Source organism: Halobacillus halophilus DSM 2266 (genome assembly GCF_000284515.1).
Classification (GTDB): Bacteria; Bacillota; Bacilli; order Bacillales; family Halobacillaceae; genus Halobacillus; species Halobacillus halophilus.
This window is the reverse complement of the sequence record NC_017668.1, coordinates 610,070-629,334: the sequence shown is the minus strand read 5'-3', so window position 1 is coordinate 629,334 and position 19,265 is coordinate 610,070. Positions and strand designations below refer to the sequence as shown.

General features: G+C 46.8%; 17 protein-coding genes. 2 read left to right on the top strand and 15 right to left on the bottom strand.

Annotated elements, in window-relative coordinates; all coding sequences use genetic code 11:
* Positions 1-5: 5 nt before the first annotated feature.
* The 11 genes from HBHAL_RS21915 to HBHAL_RS03100 form a co-directional block, all read right to left on the bottom strand.
* Positions 6-134 carry a hypothetical protein gene (locus tag HBHAL_RS21915; RefSeq protein ID WP_014641887.1) on the bottom strand — a complete coding sequence of 43 codons (129 nt, stop codon included), beginning with the start codon at positions 132-134 and terminating at the stop codon, positions 6-8.
* A 362-nt stretch (positions 135-496) separates the two neighbouring features.
* Positions 497-2,047: an L-glutamate gamma-semialdehyde dehydrogenase gene (pruA, locus tag HBHAL_RS03145; RefSeq protein ID WP_014641886.1), complete on the bottom strand. Its 1,551-nt coding sequence runs from the start codon at positions 2,045-2,047 to the stop codon at positions 497-499.
* 287 nt (positions 2,048-2,334) lie between these two features.
* Positions 2,335-3,486 carry a CamS family sex pheromone protein gene (locus HBHAL_RS03140; RefSeq protein WP_014641885.1) on the bottom strand — a complete coding sequence of 384 codons (1,152 nt, stop codon included), beginning with the start codon at positions 3,484-3,486 and terminating at the stop codon, positions 2,335-2,337.
* A 118-nt stretch (positions 3,487-3,604) separates the two neighbouring features.
* Positions 3,605-5,614: an NAD-dependent DNA ligase LigA gene (ligA, locus tag HBHAL_RS03135; RefSeq protein WP_041601174.1), complete on the bottom strand. Its 2,010-nt coding sequence runs from the start codon at positions 5,612-5,614 to the stop codon at positions 3,605-3,607.
* A 14-nt stretch (positions 5,615-5,628) separates the two neighbouring features.
* Positions 5,629-7,863 carry a DNA helicase PcrA gene (pcrA, locus tag HBHAL_RS03130; protein ID WP_014641883.1) on the bottom strand — a complete coding sequence of 745 codons (2,235 nt, stop codon included), beginning with the start codon at positions 7,861-7,863 and terminating at the stop codon, positions 5,629-5,631.
* A 16-nt stretch (positions 7,864-7,879) separates the two neighbouring features.
* Positions 7,880-8,572, bottom strand: a complete 693-nt coding sequence (gene pcrB / locus HBHAL_RS03125) for a heptaprenylglyceryl phosphate synthase (RefSeq protein ID WP_014641882.1) — start codon at positions 8,570-8,572, stop codon at positions 7,880-7,882.
* A 163-nt stretch (positions 8,573-8,735) separates the two neighbouring features.
* Entirely contained in the window at positions 8,736-9,341 is a 606-nt protein-coding gene (locus tag HBHAL_RS03120; RefSeq protein WP_014641881.1) for a YitT family protein, read from the bottom strand.
* 60 nt (positions 9,342-9,401) lie between these two features.
* Positions 9,402-10,505 (bottom strand): threonine synthase, encoded by a 1,104-nt coding sequence (gene thrC, locus HBHAL_RS03115; RefSeq protein WP_014641880.1) that lies wholly within the window; start codon positions 10,503-10,505, stop codon positions 9,402-9,404.
* A 701-nt stretch (positions 10,506-11,206) separates the two neighbouring features.
* The gene (locus HBHAL_RS03110) at positions 11,207-11,509 is read right to left on the bottom strand and encodes a YerC/YecD family TrpR-related protein (RefSeq protein ID WP_014641879.1); all 303 of its coding nucleotides are present in this window, start codon (positions 11,507-11,509) and stop codon (positions 11,207-11,209) included.
* 20 nt (positions 11,510-11,529) lie between these two features.
* Positions 11,530-12,576 carry a DUF3048 domain-containing protein gene (locus tag HBHAL_RS03105; protein ID WP_014641878.1) on the bottom strand — a complete coding sequence of 349 codons (1,047 nt, stop codon included), beginning with the start codon at positions 12,574-12,576 and terminating at the stop codon, positions 11,530-11,532.
* Positions 12,577-12,615: 39 nt separating this feature from the next.
* Complete coding sequence (locus HBHAL_RS03100) at positions 12,616-14,361, bottom strand: adenine deaminase C-terminal domain-containing protein (protein WP_014641877.1); 1,746 nt, start codon at positions 14,359-14,361, stop codon at positions 12,616-12,618.
* Between the two features lie 75 nt (positions 14,362-14,436).
* On the opposite strand from HBHAL_RS03100, the gene HBHAL_RS03095 reads away from it, so the two are divergent.
* Both HBHAL_RS03095 and HBHAL_RS22040 read left to right on the top strand, forming a co-directional pair.
* The gene (locus HBHAL_RS03095) at positions 14,437-14,688 is read left to right on the top strand and encodes a YgaP family membrane protein (RefSeq protein ID WP_014641876.1); all 252 of its coding nucleotides are present in this window, start codon (positions 14,437-14,439) and stop codon (positions 14,686-14,688) included.
* Between the two features lie 68 nt (positions 14,689-14,756).
* On the top strand, positions 14,757-14,870 hold the full coding sequence (locus HBHAL_RS22040) for an EYxxD motif small membrane protein (protein WP_396252823.1): 114 nt from the start codon (positions 14,757-14,759) through the stop codon (positions 14,868-14,870).
* Here the strand turns inward: HBHAL_RS22040 and purD are convergent.
* From purD to purM, 4 genes are read right to left on the bottom strand one after another with little or no spacing between them, the layout of a single operon-like run.
* Positions 14,844-16,109 carry a phosphoribosylamine--glycine ligase gene (gene purD, locus HBHAL_RS03090; protein ID WP_014641875.1) on the bottom strand — a complete coding sequence of 422 codons (1,266 nt, stop codon included), beginning with the start codon at positions 16,107-16,109 and terminating at the stop codon, positions 14,844-14,846. The two genes, HBHAL_RS22040 and purD, sit on opposite strands and share 27 nt — an antisense overlap.
* An 18-nt stretch (positions 16,110-16,127) precedes the next feature.
* On the bottom strand, positions 16,128-17,657 hold the full coding sequence (purH, locus tag HBHAL_RS03085) for a bifunctional phosphoribosylaminoimidazolecarboxamide formyltransferase/IMP cyclohydrolase (protein ID WP_014641874.1): 1,530 nt from the start codon (positions 17,655-17,657) through the stop codon (positions 16,128-16,130).
* Positions 17,654-18,232, bottom strand: a complete 579-nt coding sequence (gene purN, locus HBHAL_RS03080; protein WP_014641873.1) for a phosphoribosylglycinamide formyltransferase — start codon at positions 18,230-18,232, stop codon at positions 17,654-17,656. The genes purH and purN overlap by 4 nt, the downstream gene beginning before the upstream one ends.
* The gene (purM, locus tag HBHAL_RS03075) at positions 18,229-19,251 is read right to left on the bottom strand and encodes a phosphoribosylformylglycinamidine cyclo-ligase (RefSeq protein WP_014641872.1); all 1,023 of its coding nucleotides are present in this window, start codon (positions 19,249-19,251) and stop codon (positions 18,229-18,231) included. Before purM ends, purN begins: the two co-directional genes overlap by 4 nt.
* Positions 19,252-19,265: the final 14 nt, after the last annotated feature.

Below are 19,265 nucleotides of genomic sequence, written 5' to 3'. Positions count from 1 at the left end.
TTTTTTTAGTCGCTCCTCTCAGTAAATAATGTAATAATGGATAAGATAATTAAGATAGGCATAGGGACAAACAACCAAAACCAGGTTGCCCCTGAAATGGAATATGAAGCAGCTGCAGTCGCTAGTTCAAACACATTTTCACCTCCTGTATGTCGTAATATGCACTCCTATGCAATAGTTTTTACTTGTGATACATAAGTCATAGAAGTCTCAAAAGTCAAACACAAGTACAACTATATCATAGTATAATTACAAGAACATTGCAAAAATTGAGACATATTATCGATTATGGATTTATATGCACAAATGTTGTATTTATATACACATATCCAATGAATTCACTATAAACATTCATTAAAATTTTTTAATTCTTATTGGTGGTTTTACCATTTTTTATCTTTTTCTTCTTATTTGCAGCTACATGTAGTATGCTCCATTTTCTAAAAAAAACCCATTCTCTGCTTTTTTTATCGCAGAGAATGGGTTTAATTATGATTTACAGCATTTCAGATGTGGTTTTTCCTTGCATATGATGATACAAGTAGTCAGGTCCACCAGCTTTGGAGTCGGTGCCGGACATGTTAAAGCCTCCAAATGGATGGTAGCCGACAATCGCAGCCGTACATCCGCGGTTAAAGTATAAGTTTCCAACGTGGAAATCTTCTCTCGCCTTCTCAATGTGCTGACGGTTATTGGTAATGACAGCACCGGTAAGCCCATAATCTGTGTTGTTGGCAATTTCCAATGCTTCATCAAAAGAAGAAGCTTTCATAAACCCTAACACAGGACCAAAGATTTCTTCCTGCATAATCGTACTGTCAGGATCAAGATCTGCGAAGACGGTTGGCTCAATGAACCAGCCTTTACTGTCATCGCCTTTTCCTCCCGCCATCAGTTTTCCTTCTTTTTTGCCGATCTCAATATAGTTGAGAATCTTGTCATAAGCCCCCTGATCGATGACCGGCCCCATGTAAGAGCGGTTATCTGCAGGGTTACCATGACTTACTTCATTCTTTGTTTTCTGAACGACACGATCGAGCAGTTCATCGTACACAGCTTCATGGGCCACCACACGGGAACATGCTGAACATTTTTGACCGGAAAAGCCAAAAGCAGAATAAGTAATAGCGTCAGCGGCCAGTTCCAAATCGGAATCTTTATCAACGATAATTGTATCTTTTCCGCCCATTTCGATGATGGTGCGCTTCAGCCACTTTTGACCTTCATGCACTTTGGCCGCGCGTTCGAAGATCCGGGTACCGACTTCACGGGATCCAGTGAAACTGATAAATCGAGTCCGAGGGTGGTCAACAAGGTAATCGCCCACTTCTTTTCCACTGCCGGGAATGTAATTGATGACTCCGGCGGGAAGACCGGCTTCCTCAAGCACCTCCATCATTTTATAAGCAATAATAGGTGTGGAGCTTGCTGGTTTGAGTAAAACTGTGTTTCCGGAGACCATGGCTGCGGTCGTCGTACCGCACATGATCGCAAACAAAAAGTTCCACGGAGAAATAACCACGCCTACACCAAGCGGGATGTAGTGGAATCGGTTATTTTCGATCGGACGGGAATTGATTTCTACGCCTTTATCAATATCGAGCATCTGACGGGCGTAGAACTCCATAAAGTCAATAGCTTCCGCTGTATCGGCGTCTGCTTCTTTCCAGGGCTTTCCGCCTTCTTTAACGAGGTGAGCTGTAAACTCATGCTTACGCCGGCGGACGATGGCTGCGGCACGGAATAAGATGTCAGCACGGAACGAAGCTTTTGTTTTGCGCCACCAGCTAAAGGTCTCGTCTGCAATTCTATGCGCTTTTTCTGCGAGATCCTGGTTCGCTTTTGCGACGTACCCAATCACTTCTTTCTTATCTGCTGGATTCACCACTTCGATTTTGTCATCGGTCATAATCCGTTCGCCGCCGATAATCAAAGGGTACGTCTTTCCTAACTCTGCTTCCACCTGCTTAATAGCAGATTCAAGTGCTCTGCGATTTTCTTCAATACTGAAATCGGTAAATGGTTCATGTTTGTAAGGGACCACCATGGTTACCCGCCTCCTAAAGGAATAAATACATACAGACGCCGAATAATTTTTCGAAAATTACCACGGCTTTTCCAAAGCTTATTTTACCGCAACTTCATCTCTTCCACAAATCAAATAACCGCAAATAATCTGATTTAGTTTAATTTGAATACTTAAACTAAACACAACTCTTCACATAGCAAATTTTCGTCCATATAAGTATAGTAAATCGAATTTGCTCGAAATTTGCATATCTCTAAATACAAAAAAGCCGCGTCGATGTTTAGCATCCACGCGGCCCAAGATATTTATTCATAGATATGAACGAAAGGTTCCTCTTTGCCTGCCTGTTGGACAATGAGGCTTTCCTGTTGGTCCATACTGTTTATTTTGACTTCTACATCATAGTGGTCCGGGAACATCTCGACGACTAGACCGTACACATACTGAGTGAATCCGACGACTTCTGACTGGGAGCGGAACTGGATCGGAATATCAATAGACACTTGCTGAAGTTCATTATCCACATAAAATCCGTTGGCAATCATCCCTACGAAGTTCGGGAAGTAATCGGATACATCTTCTCTGAAATCAGAAAAGATCTGCGAATCTTCAAAGTAGTCATTCTCCGCTTCCTTCGAAGGGAAAAGGACGTGTTTTTCATTAATGTCTTTCCAGTCACCAATGGATGAGGAAGAGCCTTTCACCATGGTTTTGCTCATAAATTGACCAGGAATTTTGGAACTCGCTTCTTCCTCTTCATAAAGGGCAAACACGATCGGCACGTTCTTCAGCTCGTCCCGTTCTCTGAGTCGCTTTAGAATCGTTCCGGCATATTCTTTTCCTTTTTCCAATAGCTCTTCAGTAGAATGATCTTCTTTATAACTCCTTCCTTCAGCTGTGAAGTTATAAACTGTGCGCAAGGAAATGCCTATGGTTAACCCTTTCAATTCCACGACATCGTCATCTTTTTTAACGAGGTAATCCTGCTCGACAATGTTCGATATATATTTAGGATTTTTACGGAACTGCTCCACTGTCGCCTCGTCTTCATCAAGTTCCGGATTTAACCCGTCTTCGTTTCCTCCCTCTGCATATCTCGACAGCCATTCTTCAAGCAGCGTATCTCCGCTAATAAACTGTCCAGGCTGAAAAAAGTATTCCTCCGGATCGTAGTATTCCTTAGAATGCCGCCTGAGGCCTTGTTCAAACTCGGAGATGTCCATCCGGTTCCCCATCTGATTCACCGTGACCGACCGGGCTTTTGATACTTTCGAACGGTCTTCGGATAAAATCATGCGGTATGTTTCTTCCGATATACTATGATTCGGAACGATCGATGCCTGATTGCTGTCTTTATCTTTTGTTTCCTGTATGACTTCATCCTTATTATCAAACACTGGCGTACACGCGCTAACCAAAAGCAATGAACCAACCAACAGTGCGTGCCACTTCCTCATGTATCCCACTCCCCATGTAATTACGTGAAACGATGATCTTTCCGTGAATTGTGCCGGGCTTTCCTGCCTGTCCCCAAAGCTCCACTCGTTTACATTAGAGGAGTGGCGCCTCTCTGTTTTACTCCGGCTGAGATACCGCTTGTTTAAACTGCTCTTCGTTCCATATCTCTACACCCAGCTCTTGTGCTTTTGTGTATTTCGAACCGGCATCTTCTCCAGCAATCAGGATATCCGTCTTTTTACTGACACTTCCCGTGACGTTTCCACCCAGCTCTTCCACAATACCTTTCATATCCGAGCGTTTGTATTCTTCCATCTTTCCTGTAATGACGATCGTTTTATCCGCAAATGGAGAGTCCGCAGGTGCTTCCTGCTTCCTTGCTCCTTTGTAAGCCATATTAATCCCCAGCTGCTTTAATTCTTCCAGTAACTGGATGACCTGAGGTTTATCAAAATATCTTGCGATCGATTCCGCCATTTTTTCGCCGATTTCTGGAATGCCTTCGAGCGCTTCCGCATCAGCCGCTGCTAAATCATCCATATGTCCGAATTCCTGCGAAAGGGTATTGGCCGCTTTTGTGCCCACATAGCGGACACCAAGCCCAAATAACAAGCGTTCCATTGAATTTTCCTTGGAGATTTCAATGGAATTTAATAAGTTCTGGACCGATTTTTCACCCATACGTTCGAGCTTCAGCAGTTCTTCGCCTTCCAGCTTATACAGGTCTGCGATCGTATGAATCAGCTTTTCTCTAAACAGCTGGGCGATGACCTTCTCCCCAAGGCCTTCAATATCCATCGCATTGCGGGATACGAAGTGGATGAGGGCCTCCCTGAGCTGAGCCGGACAGTTCGGATTAATGCAGCGCAAGGCGACTTCCTCTTCTAAACGAACGAGCTTGCTTTCGCATTCCGGGCACAATTCCGGCATATGGTACGGTTCCTCTTCACCGCTACGCTCGTCCTCAACAACACGAACCACCTCTGGTATGATGTCGCCGGCTTTTTTAATCACCACGGTGTCTCCGATCCGAATATCCCGCTCACGTATTAAGTCCTCATTGTGAAGAGAGGCGCGCTGAACCGTTGTGCCCGCTACTTTAACCGGTTCTAAAATGGCGGTAGGCGTCACTACTCCAGTACGGCCCACACTCAGTTCAATATCTTTAAGAGTCGTAATCGCCTCTTCAGCCGGGAACTTATAAGCCGTCGCCCAGCGCGGGCTTTTAGCGGTAAAGCCAAGCGTGTCCTGCTGATCCAGACGATCCACCTTAATGACGATGCCGTCAATTTCATAATCGAGGTCCTGGCGTTTTTCTACCCAGCTATGAACATAGTCGATTACTTCCTCGATATCGTTACACTTTTTCCATTCCGGATTCGTTTTAAGCCCGAGCTTCTCCATTTGCTCGAGACGTTCACTATGGGCCTCGGAGGACTCATCCTGCCATTGGCCAATACCGTAAAGAAAAATATCCAGATTACGCTTCGCCGCAATTTTCGGATCAAGCTGGCGCAAGGATCCCGCCGCTGCGTTTCTCGGATTGGCAAAAGGCTCGTCCCCGCGTTCTTCCCGCGCTTCATTCAAAGCGTTGAAGGATGGCTTCGGCATATACGCTTCTCCCCTGACTTCAAGCGTCTCCGGCTGTTTCAGCCTGAGTGGTATATTCCGAATCGTGCGGAGATTTTTCGTAATATCTTCACCGGTCGTCCCGTCGCCTCGGGTGGCTCCCCGGACAAACACACCATCCTCGTAACGGAGAGAAACGGCAAGACCGTCAATTTTTAATTCACATACATAACTCACATCTTCATCCGTTCCCCCGCGCACCCGGCGGTCGAAATCACGCAGTTCTTGGTCGTCAAATGCATTCCCAAGACTCAGCATCGGCACGTCGTGCTGCACTTTTACAAATGCATCGAGCGGCGCACCGCCGACACGCTGAGAAGGAGAGTCTGCTGTTTGAAAATCAGGAAACTCCTCCTCCAGCTCAATCAGCTCCTGCATTTTTTGATCATATTCGTAGTCAGGAACGCTTGGAGCATCGAGCGTATGATATTCATGGCGGTATTGTTCTAGTTCTTCTCTTAGGGTATCTATCTTTTTCTTTGCTTCATCTGCGTTCATAACCATCCACTTCCTTACGCTTTCGTAATCGGTGCATACCGGGCGAGTAGTCGCTTAATACCGGTTGGAGCTGGAAAAGCAATATCAAGCTCCATTGCATCTCCTTCACCCTGTACATTTACGACGGTTCCTTCGCCCCATTTTTTATGGGCAGCTTTATCACCAGGGTTCCAGGTGATTTTCTCCCCGCCTGTAGATTCTTTCGGCTGCGTTTTCTTCGCGGCCCGCTTCTTCTGCTGCGGTGCAGGGCCCTGCGCTCCTGCAGGCTCGCGTTTTTTATTGAAGAATGGCAGCTCTTCCGGCTGTTCTTTACCTTCTACGAGGTCCTCAGGGATTTCATTGATAAAACGGCTGATCGGATTCATATTCGTACGGCCGTATAACGTACGCATTTTCGCATGGGTAATGAACAGCTGTTTCTCTGCCCTGGTAATGCCTACATAAGCCAGACGACGCTCTTCTTCCATTTCCGATTCTTCCATCAGGGCCCGGCTGTGCGGAAATACATTCTCTTCCATCCCTATGAGGAATACGAGCGGAAATTCCAGTCCCTTGGCAGAGTGAAGCGTCATGAGCGTAACCGTGTCATCACTACTAGGGTCTTCATTCATGGAATCGATATCCGCAATCAGGGCAAGATCTGTTAAAAAGGCGATAAGTGTCTTATCTTCACTGTTTTCTTCAAAGTTCTTTGTAACCGATTTGAACTCTTCTATATTCTCAAGGCGGCTTTGCGCCTCTATACTTTTCTCATTCCTCAGCATTTCTTCATATCCCGTTTTCGTAATAACATCCTGGACCATATCGGTGGCCGACAGAAATTCCTGCTGCTGGGTCCAGTTCTGGATCATTTTACGGAAAGCCATGATCGCCTTGGCTGCTTTTGCACTGACGCCAACAAAATCGACTTCCGCTGCCGCTTCATATAAAGAAATGTCATGGTCAGTCGCGTAAGCCATCATTTTATCCATACTCGTCTTCCCGACGCCGCGCTTCGGTTCATTCACCACACGCTGGAAGCTAAGGTCATCATTTGGATTCGCGATCAGACGCAGGTAAGCCAGCATGTCCTTGATCTCTTTACGATCGTAGAACTTCGTGCCGCCGATCATCTGGTAAGGTACCCCGGCTTTTACAAAGGTCTCCTCAATGGTACGGGACTGGGCATTCGTACGGTATAGAATAGCTGCATCTTTATATTGAAAGCGTCCCTGTCTAATGAGATCCTCAATTTTATCCGTCACGAACAAGGCTTCCTCACGCTCCGTATTCGCCTGATGGTAATGGATTTTATCGCCGCCATCATTATCCGTCCATAGCCGCTTCGGCTTACGTCCACTGTTATTATCAATCACATTGTTCGCTGCGTTCAGAATCAGTTCCGTCGAGCGGTAGTTCTGTTCAAGCAGAATCGTCCGGGCATTCGGATAATCACTCTCAAAATTGAGGATGTTCTGAATGTCCGCTCCGCGCCAGGCGTAAATAGACTGGTCGGAATCCCCTACCACACACAGATTCTTATACCTGCTTGCAAGCTGCTTCACCAGTTGATACTGGGCATGGTTCGTATCCTGATACTCATCGACGTGAATATACTGGAACCTGCGCTGGTAATATTCCAGCACTTCCGGTACGCGGTCAAATAAAGACAAGGTCTGCATAATCAAATCGTCAAAATCGAGCGACTGATTTTTGCGAAGCTTCTTCTGATAGCCTTTATAAATCTTAGCAATCTGCTCTTCATGCATGCTGCCGGCTTTCTGTTCATAGTCTTCCGGCGTCATCAGTTCGTTTTTCGAGTTACTGATCGCCCCGAGCATCGCTCTTGGATCCCACCGTTTTGGATCAAGATTCAATTCTTTCAATACCTGCTTGATCACAGACAGCTGGTCACTCGAATCCAGGATTGAAAAGTTCCGGTCATAACCGATCCGGTCAATGTCACGTCTTAAGATCCTTACACACATGGAGTGGAAGGTGGACATCCAGATCTTTTCTCCATCTTTTCCGACGAGAGATTCTACACGATCCTTCATTTCACGGGCAGCTTTATTCGTAAAGGTAATCGCAAGAATATTTCGGGGAGCTACATCTTTTTCACTTAATAAATAGGCAATCCGGTGCGTCAGAACGCGGGTCTTCCCACTTCCTGCCCCTGCCATAATTAGTAAAGGTCCTTCTGTATGGGTCACTGCATTTCGTTGTTCTTCGTTCAAGCCTTTAATCAAGGCATTCATTGCTTGTGCCATCGTACACCATCCTTAATTAAAAATTAGAATTCTTGGCTGCGCTGACGGTCTTTAAGGCAGCGTCAAGGTCTTCGTACAGTACGTTCCCGACAACGATCACGTCCGCACAGGCACTCATTTCTTCTGCCTGATCGCTGGACCTGATACCGCCGCCGTAAACGACTGTTGTATGTTGTAATTCATTGGTTATCTTTTTAACAAGCTCAGGATCTCCGTAAGTGCCGCTGTATTCTAAGTAAAAAACCGGCAAATGAAACATATGTTCAGCCATCCTTGCATAGGCGAGAACATCCTCTTCATCAGGGAGATAACATTCGGCGTGTTTGAAAACTTTAGCTTCCTCATTTAAGACGCAATAGCCTTCAACCACCATCTGATCCCAATCCATTATGTCGCCATACTCCTTCACCGCTTGATGATGAATATCGAGCATCCATTTTTTCTCACGGCTGTTCAGCACCATCGGAATGAGATACCCATCAAACTCAGGAGCAATTACTTCTATATCTGAAACTTCCAACAGACACGGCACGTCATAGGGCTGGACACGATCAAACAAATCACTCACATTTTCAAAGGTTACACCGTCCGTGCCTCCGATAATCACAGCATCCGTACCTGATTCCAAGATCAATTGCAGGTCATGATCCGACAACGTCTTTTGCGGATCCAGCTTGAAGACATGCTTCCACTCGCTCAGTTTGTTCATTTCCGTCCTCCAAAAAAACTTTTGTCCATTCACTTATTATAGCAAACTTTGCTTACTGGGTTGAATGGATAAGGGAGATAAATTAGCGAATGTTTTATGTCTGCCGGCTTAAGAGCACAGACCCCCGTATAGATGGACTTTTTAACCCAAACAAAAAAGCCGTTCAATCTAAAATTGAACGACTCGGGAAGAAACGCGATGACGTGCACAGCATCGTCACCAGGCCCACGCTTAATATAGTGATGGTGGATAGCAGCAGCGTTTCCATGGAGAAGACATAGCCGCTTATCCCAATGATCATAAGATCGATAAAGAATATCACAAAACCAACGTTCATTCGCGAGATATCCGCAATCATCTGGGCAAGGAGGTCCGTTCCTCCAGTGCTTGTCTTATGACGGAGCATCAGTCCGATCCCTCCCCCTACGAACGCACCGCCTACGATGGAACTGAGCGCAGGATCAAGCGGCAGGTGATAGGCTCTGAGCCCATGAAGAACATCAATAAAAAAAGAGGAGATGAGCAGTCCATGGAGACTGTTATAAAAATAGGCGCGGTACCTGAACCAAGCTATAGTAAAAATCGGGATACTGCACAATATGATGGTGAAACCGACTTTCAACCCCCACACGTAATTGGCAATCAGGCCAAGTCCGATCATCCCCCCATCAAGCACATGATCCGGCATGAGGAAAAAGTTGATACCAAGCGAAATAAATAAGCTTCCTAACAGGATCATCAGGCCTTTTTTCAATAAGGATTTCATCATAAAAATCCCCTTTTCGGACAGGTTTCTTCTAGCCTATGCCTGTCCCGCCCTGCTTAGAAGCTATTTCTTCAAGCCTGATCCGCACAGCACCATCACAACCGTTTCATCGGGAGGGACCATTTCTGCTTTATGCTGCTTATAAGCCGCATACGTAGCGGCGGTTGTCGGCTCTACATAGAAACCTTTTCCGGAAAGCTCCTCTCCTGCAGACGTTATGCCCTCCTCAGGCGCTGTCACGATGGTGCCCTTCGTATCTTTAACCGCTTCTATAATCTCTGACCCGCGCATGGGATCAGCAATGGCAATCCCTTCAGCCAGCGTGCCTCTGTTTTCTGCCGGACTCACGGGCTCACCGTTTGTATAAGCACGGGCAATCGGTGCACAGGCCTCGGACTGGACACCAATTATTCTTGGCATGCTTTTGATAACGCCGGCTTCTTTTAAATTCTGAAATCCAATATAGGCTCCCAGCAGAAGTGTCCCATTCCCGACCGGAAGAATGAGGGAATCCGGCACCTGTTCCCCCAGCTGCTCCCAGATTTCAAAAGCAAATGTTTTCGTACCTTCATAGAAAAATGGATTGTACACGTGACTTGCGTAATAGAGTTTTTCTTTCTCCACTGCTTGTTTTGCGGCCTCAGCCGTATCCTCACGCGACCCGGGAATCTTATGGATATGGGCTCCGTGGGCTTCGATCTGAGCGAGTTTTTTCTCAGAAGTGGAATCTGGCACATAGATATGGCAGCTTATACCGGCTCTAGCGCTGTACGCGGCAATAGCTGTCCCGGCATTCCCACTGCTGTCGGCAATGACAGAGGATACGCCGAGTTCTTTCGCTTTTGCGATTAACACGGCAGCTCCGCGGTCTTTAAAAGAACCTGTCGGCATGAGGTAGTCCATTTTCATCAAAAGGTTTGGATGATCAGCATCCAGAGGGACGAGCGGGGTCATCCCTTCTCCCATGGTTATAGAGGTATATGTATCTATGGTCTCAAAAGGCAAAGCTTCCTGATAGCGCCACATAGTTGCCTGCCTATCTTTAATCTGCTTCATTGGGAATTTCACCGGATACGGCTTCAGCCGGAATAAACCTTCTTTCGGCTTCCAGTCTGTTCGATTCGGCATATATTCATTGTTCCACTTATCCACAAACACAGCCTTCATCACCTACACTCCTATCTTTATATATAAGTTCCACTCTGTTAAAAATCTCCCCGCTGACCTTACAGTAAAGCTCCCTTTCGTTGAAGACTCAGTTTCGAGATAACTCGGGTCCGTTACGTTAGATGGATAAGGGTTGGTGGGGAAATAACTCGCTTTCCTGTGGGGGAACTGGCAAGCCTCCTCAGTCGTTTTCACTCCTTGTGGTGTTCTAGCCTAGCTCCTTCTCCCGTGGGAGTCTCATCATTTCCCCACCACCCCACTCTATTTGGTGAAAAGGACCCTTCTTTTGAAGTGCAGGTGTTAGACTTGAGCCTTTCTAAATCCACTGGTATCAGGCCTTTTCTAAGAGAAAGCAGGAACTTATAGCATGATTTTCATATTTCCTATCCTAGTGATTTTTGCCAATGTTTCGAGTCTCTCATTTCAGTAAGGTCCGAAGGGGGACGATGAAGACTCCTGTGGGATAAACATGATCAGTGAGACCCCGGAAGTCGAAGACTGAGGAGGCTCAGCACATGCCCACGGAAAGCGAAATCGTCCCCCGCAGGACCTTTAAACTAACCCAATATCTCGAAACTGAGTCTTCAACTATCCGCCCCTATTGCTTAATAAGCCTTTTATGAGATTTAAAAAGAGTTTTAAAACCGCCCATACAAAAAAACAGCCCAACTTAATATACGAATTGGACTGCTCCAGCTGATTTATTCCGTTTTCTTCTCCTGAACACGATCAAGCGCCTGGGTATAGGCGTCGTTTCCATAGTTCAAACAGCGCTTCACACGTGAAATAGTCGCCGTGGACGCACCTGTTTCCGTTTCGATCTTATGATACGTATATCCATCTCTAAGCATACGGGCAACTTCCAGGCGCTGAGCCAGGGATTGAACCTCATTCATTGTCGCCAGGTCATCAAAAAACTCGTAACATTCTTCCACATTCTGCAGAGAAAGAATCGCTTCGAACAATTGATCCAGCGTCTTCCCGCGTAATTTATCAATCTGCATGTGTCAAGATTCCTCCTTGGTTACTTTCTATATGTGGTTTCTATTCTAGCTTGTTCAGGGATAATATTCACCCAGGTTTTGCCCGGGGTGAAGCGAATGGGACGTCCATCTCGATAAGGCAGGATCCGCCCGTTCACATTTTTCCATTCTGCCTCTATTATTTTCCCTTTTCGTAATAGATACCCGTTTCCGCCGGAAGTTAAATCTATCGCCCTCCGGCCTTGTGAATCTATAATGGTATGTCTTGTTTCAACAATCCAAACGTTATCCACAACTAACCGCTCGCCGTTCTCGTGATCGACTGAGGGCTTTCCGTCGCTCGAACGCTCGAAGTTTCCGTCTGCCTCACGAACTGAATAAGTAACGGTTTCTTCGGGACGCTCGGAGTAAATAACGTTTACTTTATCAATGGGCGTACCTTCTGCACTTTCAATGTTTTCTTTTTCAAAAGGTAACGCCTCGATGCTACCTGGGGTTGTGTATCCCTTTTCTTTCATAAACCGCTCAATACCCTGCGTCAGCAAATAGGAATTGTGGGGAGCTTTTCTCGCAGTGGACCGTTCAAACAGCCAGCCGTTGTTATCATAGCCTGCTGCGTCCAGGTATGGGAGACCGCTTTCAGCGACATGACGGTTGATCGCTGTAGAAGCTCCATGATACACATACAGTGCGTCGAATCCAGAAGCCAGCTCATTAAAATACGGTCTGGCGCTTCTCACTGGTCCTATTGTATCAGGTAGTTGACTATGAAATAAAGCTAAAAAACGGGTGATTTGAGCCTCTGCCAACACTTCGAAGACGATATCTGCCTGGCTTAAGCCGGATTGAGGCCGGGCTTTTGTATGATTATTAATCATCACAGAAACCACCCGATGATCCGCCTTTCCCTCCACAGGTTCTCCGGTTAATGGAAAAACATCCTCATCATCTTCAAGCGTCTCGTTTTCTGTAGAAACCCCATCAGGGGCTTCTGGTGAAGGGGCCGGCGCCTGAGGAGCCTCGCCCGCACAGGCCTGAAGAGGCATCAGCACACAACCAAACAGCAGCATCCAGGTTAACCTTCTCATCTCGCACTTCCCTCATCATTTTTTTCATATCATTCTATACTATCTCATGATGGAAGGATAGAGTACTTCTTTCTTTTTCACATCCATGATACCAAGCGGTGTGATTCGTATATAGGGCAAATGCATGGAAGATAAGAAAAGCAGTGTGTACACAGGATCGGAAAATGAAAAACCGTACTCCTTCAAATATTCTTTCAGTTTGCTTTCTTCCTGCATTAAATCCTCAAGCGGCAGATCAGACATGATCCCGCCAAGCGGAAGAGGTAATTCAAAGACAATCTTTCCTTGATCCACGAGAACGATTCCACCGCCGATTTCTTTCATTCGGGAAAATGCTTTTTCAATATCCGACCGCGATTTCCCGATCAGGATAAGGTCTCCCGTGTTGGAGTATGAGCTTGCAAGAGCCCCAAGGGAATCCGTGAACCCTTTGAGCAGGGTGTTTACGGTCCATTTACCCTCCCGGTCCATGAGCATGAGAAAGGCTTCATCTGTATCGTCTGGAAGCTGTGACGCAGATGCATCTAGATCAATCGCATAAGGTTTCATAATAACGTCATTAATCATCTTCATTCCAATCGGCATGGAGAACTGCATATCGTGCTCGTTCATTTCCCAATCAAGATTTAAATGATCAATGCCGTTCTTTTTCCACTGGATGGTGTTCTCCGGTTTGATGTCTTCTCCATCGCGCTTGACCCACTCCCCTTTAGCAATCACGGAATGCGGAGTCGGATCCTTGGGATCTGTTAAAAAGTTCAAGTGAGCCACGCGTCCGGAATTAATACTTCCTACCCGATTTTCAATATTAAAGTGACGTGCCGGCTGATAGGTAGCCATCATGTAAGCATCGATGACAGGCACGCCGGCCTCTATGGCAAGCCGTATGCACATATTGATCAGTCCTTCACGATAAAAACCAGGCGTTGACCCATCGGTGGTGTACATCAGGTGATCATAGTGCGTATGATTCTTTTCCTTCAGACCTTTAAAAATCTCCGGAAGGTCCGGCCGTATAGACGAATAGCGGATTCCTGTCTGATAACCGACCGAAAGCCGCTTAATCACATCATCGGCGTTCATCGATTCATGTTCTGAATCCATGCCTAACAGACGCATTTTCACAAGCGTTTTTTCGCTGGCTCCGGGTAAGTGGGCTTCAAGCGGCTTGCGGGCGCGTTTCGTCTCCTGCATCCAGTGCAGGATTTGTTCGTCGCCATTATATAAGACATCCGTCCAGGCCGTGAGTTCGCCGCCCTGAATGACAGCGTCGTGTTCAATCCAGGAAACAACCTGCTCGTCAAAGGCTTCTCGTTCTTCGTCTCTTAAGACAGACTGGGGATCGAAGCGTGCCCACCAGTACATCGTAGCCGGTAAATCCATGAATTCTTCAAGCAGCGAAAACGCTTTCTCTTTTTTTGTTAAAAAAAGCCACATGAGGTTATCGTTGATTAATGATGTGGTACCTGTGCGCGCTGCATATTCCGCTAAGCTTCGGGGATTATATAATTGAAAAGGATGGGCGTGGGGTTCAATATACCCCGGGACAATGTAACTGTCCTTTCCATCAATGATTTCTGTTCCTTCTAGATTGGCAGGAAGCTCCGAACCGGTATAAATGATGCGGTCTTCGTACAACCATATATGTCCAGTCATCCATTGTTTTAAATACACGTTTAAATATGTGGTATGTTTAATTAATTTGGTTGGCGCATGCGTACCATCCATAACGCTTGCGTGTTCACGCAGCTGCCGGTTACGCCAACGGAATCGTGTTTCATTCATGGAGCGTCCTCCTATCGAGTCAATATGTACTATGGTAACACAGGAAGTCTTTATGTGGTAAGGAGGAAGCCGACCATGAAGCCAAATATTGGCATCATCAACTCAATGGTTCGTATTACAGCTGGATTAAGCATGCTGACGTTACTGACCATTCGAGCAAATAAGACAAGAGAAGTCCATCCTATGCTTGTTGTCCTCGCATCAATGAAAGTAGCGGAAGGTATTGTCCGCTACTGCCCGTTAACGGCAGCTTTTGAAGAAATGGCTGAGGAAACAGACGGTATTGAACAAGGATGGCAGCAGAATTTAAACCAGTTCAGCAGTTAATGATGAAGAAATCGGGTTGATCCCGAAATAATAAAAGGACGGGGCACTCCCCGTCCTTCTTATAAAGGATGAAATCAATGGACTTTATGGAATATTTAACAGACGTCGGATTCGTTGTCATCACGATCATCGGTTCGATCGCCGCCCTTTTTTATTTAGGTGTCCGTCGAAGAAATCGATGAATGTCCGATGTCACGGCGATAGAAAAAGTCAGAGAACCCTTCGAAACAGGTCAAATAATCATAAACGCCATCCAGTGCCCGGGCAAGATTCTTATCTTTAGCACCTGCAAGCAGGACACGCCCGCCACTGGATACATAGCCTTCCTCGTCCTTTTCCGTACCGGCGTGAACCGTAAACGCCTGATCGTGTGCTTTTAATACAGGTAACGGCCGTCCTTTCTCATATCCCCCCGGATATCCGCTCGAAGCGACGACCACCCCTGCACAAACCTCTTTCGACCAGGTAAGTTCAGGGTCCTTGCCTTCCAGAACATCCAGTATCACTTGCACAAGATCATTTTCAAGCAGCGGCATAACGACCTGCGTCTCGGGATCTCCAAAGCGCGCGTTGAACTCGATCACTTTTGGCCCCTTGGGACTTTCAATTAGGCCGGCGTATAAAATGCCGGTAAAAGAACGTCCCTCTTTGACAAGAGCCCGCGCTGCCGGCTCGAGGATAGAAGAAACCGCCGTCTGATACGCTCCCTCTTCTAATTCAGGTACCGGAGCATAAGCCCCCATTCCGCCTGTATTCGGGCCTTGATCACCATCGAATGCCCGCTTATGATCTCTTGCAGGAATCATTGGGTACACATTTTCACCCTGGACGAAAGCCATTAAGGAAAACTCTTTCCCCTGCAAAAATTCCTCTACGACAATTTCTTCACTGGCTTCACCAAACTGGCCGTCGAGCATCTCTTCTACCGCTTCGATCGCCTGCTCTTCCGTTTCTGCCACGACCACCCCTTTACCAGCAGCGAGACCATCTGCTTTTACGACAATTGGTGCGCCTTTTTCTTTAATATATGCAACGGCAGGCTCAGCTTCCGTGAAGGCCTGATAGGAAGCGGTAGGAATCTCATACTGCTCCATGATCTGTTTCGCGAAATGTTTGCTTCCTTCAATCAGCGCGGCTTGTTGATTAGGTCCGAAAACCTTTAAGCCTGCTTCCTGAAAGGCATCGACGATCCCTTCAAGCAACGGATTTTCAGGACCGACCACTGTGAGGTCAACGTCGCCTTCTTTAGCAAAACGAACTAACTCCTCCTGATCGGTTTCCGGTATCGCTACACGCTCAGCCAATTCTGCCATACCAGCATTTCCAGGTACGGCATAAATCATCGTTGCCTGTTCGCTTTCGGCAAACTTCTGAATGAGGCTGTGTTCTCTTCCACCGCGTCCGATGACCATGATTTTCATGCCTGTCCACCTCTTCCTCTAATGTTTGAAATGACGCATTCTAGTAAATACCATGGCGATGCCGTGCTTATCGCAGGCATCAATCGAATCCTGGTCACGCTTCGAACCACCCGGCTGGATGATCGCTGTAACACCGGCTTCAGCTGCTGCTTCGACCGTATCCGGCATCGGGAAGAAGGCGTCAGAAGCCATAATGCTTCCTTTCGCTTGCTCATCCGCCTGCTCAAGAGCAATTTTCGCAGCACCTACACGGTTCATTTGACCCGCACCGACACCCAGTGTACGGTCGCCTTTAGCAATGACAATCGCGTTCGATTTCACATGCTTCACTACTTTCCAGCCGAGCTTCAAATCATGAAGCTCCTGATCGGTCGGCTTCCGGCTGGTCGCTACTTCAAGCTCCGTTACATCAACAGAACCTTCATCAGTATCCTGAACAAGGAGACCTCCGCTTACACTTGTCAGCTTGTGCGTCTGCTGTTCTGCCTTTTTCATCTCAACGGTAAGCAGGCGCAGATTTTTCTTTTTCGTCAGAAGATCGAGAGCTTCCTGACTGAAGGAAGGTGCAATGATGATTTCGAGGAAGATCTCTTTTAACTTAGCGGCTGTTGCTTCGTCCACTTCCCGGTTCAAAGCTACAATACCACCGAAAATAGAAACTGGATCTCCTTCGTAGGCCTTAACGTATGCGTCGTAGATGTTTTCCCCAACGCCTACGCCGCACGGGTTCATATGTTTCACGGCAACCGCTGCCGGCTGTTCAAATTCAAGTACGACTTCAAGTGCTGCATTAGCATCCTGAATATTGTTATAAGATAGCTCTTTGCCGTTCAGTTGTTCAGCCTGGGCAAGAGAGGCGCCTTCATAATTCGCTTTTTTATAAAAGCTTGCGGATTGATGAGGGTTCTCTCCATATCGTAAGGATTGTACTTTCTCATACGTAGCTGTGTACGTTTCCGGGTAAGATTCTTCTGTCTTAGTGGTAAAATATTCTGCAATCATGGCATCATAGTTAGCGGTGTGGCGGAAAACCTTCGCCGCAAGGTTCCGGCGTTTTTCATAAGTTAGTTCATCTTGTAACCCGGCGATTACTTCATCATAGTCAGCCGGATTTACGACAACTGCTACATCTTCAAAACTCTTTGCTGCTGCCCGCAGCATCGTCGGTCCGCCGATATCTACGTTTTCAATAGCATCCGCATCTGTTACGCCAGGCTTCGCGATCGTATCTTTAAATGGATATAAATTAACGGCCACTAGATCAATCGTCTGGATATTCAGTTCATCCAGCTGCTGCATGTGGTCTTCATTGCCGCGCTTGGCTAAGAGACCGCCATGTACGGCCGGATGAAGAGTTTTGACGCGCCCATCCATGATTTCAGGGAAATCGGTTATTTCAGAAATCGACAGAACAGGAATACCTGCTTCTTCGATCGTTCGCTTCGTCCCGCCGGTCGAGATTAGTTCGTAGTCTAGTTCATGCAGCTGCTTCGCAAACTCTGTTAATCCTTGTTTATTTGATACGCTGAGTAAGGCGCGTTTCTTCATTTCGATTCCTCCTTGACCAGTAAAGACTGAATAACTTCCGGGTACAGGCGATGTTCGACCGCCTGAATTTTTTGTTTCACATCTTCTTCGGTATCGTCCTCTTTAATACGGATAGCTTCTTGATCGATAATCGGTCCGGTGTCCATGCCGTCATCAACAAAATGCACGGTCACACCGGTAACTTTCACTTTTTTATCAAGTGCCTGACCAATCGCATCTTTTCCTGGAAAGGCCGGCAGCAGTGAGGGATGAATGTTTACGATTCGGTTCTGATAAGGTTTAAGCAGCGTCGGCCCAAGCAGCCTCATGTATCCAGCCAGCACGATGTAATCGATATTTCTTGAGCGGCAGTCTTCAACAAGAGCTGCTTCGTAGGCCGCTTTATTTTCATACACTTTCGGTGTAAACACGACGGTATCAATATCATGACGCTGGGCTTTTTCAATTACGGGAGCCCCGACACGATCACAGATCAAAAGAGAAATGTTTGCTTCAAGATCTCCTCTTTCAACGGCTTGAACGATGGCATCGAAATTCGAGCCTGCGCCTGAGGCAAAAATCGCTATATTTCTCATAACCAGTGAATTCCTTCCTCATCTGTAACCTGCCCGATAACCACCGGTGTCTCCCCAGCTTCCTGTAAAGCAGCAAGTGCCGCTTCCTTATCTGCTTTCGACACAACCGTAACCATTCCGATACCCATGTTAAACACACCGAACATGTCCTCTTCGGATAGGTTTCCGTGATGCTGTAAAAAAGAGAAAATGGAAGGAGCTGACCAGCTTGTCCGGTCCACCTGTGCCCCGAGTCCTTCAGGCAGCGCGCGCGGAATATTCTCATAAAAACCGCCGCCTGTAATATGAGCAATACCCTTAATGGTGACAGCCTGTTTTAACCGCTGAATCGCCGGGACGTAAATCCGTGTCGGCGTAAGAAGCTCTTCTCCAAGCGGGCGCTGGAATTCAGGATAAACTTCGTCCAGCTGCAGCTCACTTGATTCGATAATTTTTCGAACTAGAGAAAAGCCGTTAGAATGCACACCTGATGACGATAGACCAATAAGCACGTCTCCTGCTTGAATCGATTCCCCGGTGACCAGCTGTTTCTTATCGGCCATCCCTACGACAAAACCGGCCAGGTCGTATTCATCCAGCTCGTACATGCCAGGCATTTCGGCCGTTTCTCCGCCGATAAGAGCCGCTCCCGACTGTTCACAGCCATCCGCTATTCCTTTGACGATCTGTTCGATACGCGCTGGTTCATTTTTTCCACAGGCGATGTAATCTAAGAATAAAAGGGGGTCTGCTCCCTGTGCAGCAATATCGTTCACACACATCGCAACCACATCCACCCCGATCGTATCATGTTTATTCATTTCAAAGGCGAGTTTCAGCTTCGTGCCTACGCCATCCGTACCTGTGACGAGAACCGGTTGCTCATACTTCATTTCACTAATATCGAACAGCCCCGCAAAAGCGCCAAGGCCTCCCATCACTTCTTCACGCATCGTTCGCTGCACATGTTTTTTCATGCGCTCGACGGATTCATAGCCAGCTTCCACGTCTACACCGGCCTGTTTATACGATTCACTCATCGAGGTTCCCCCAT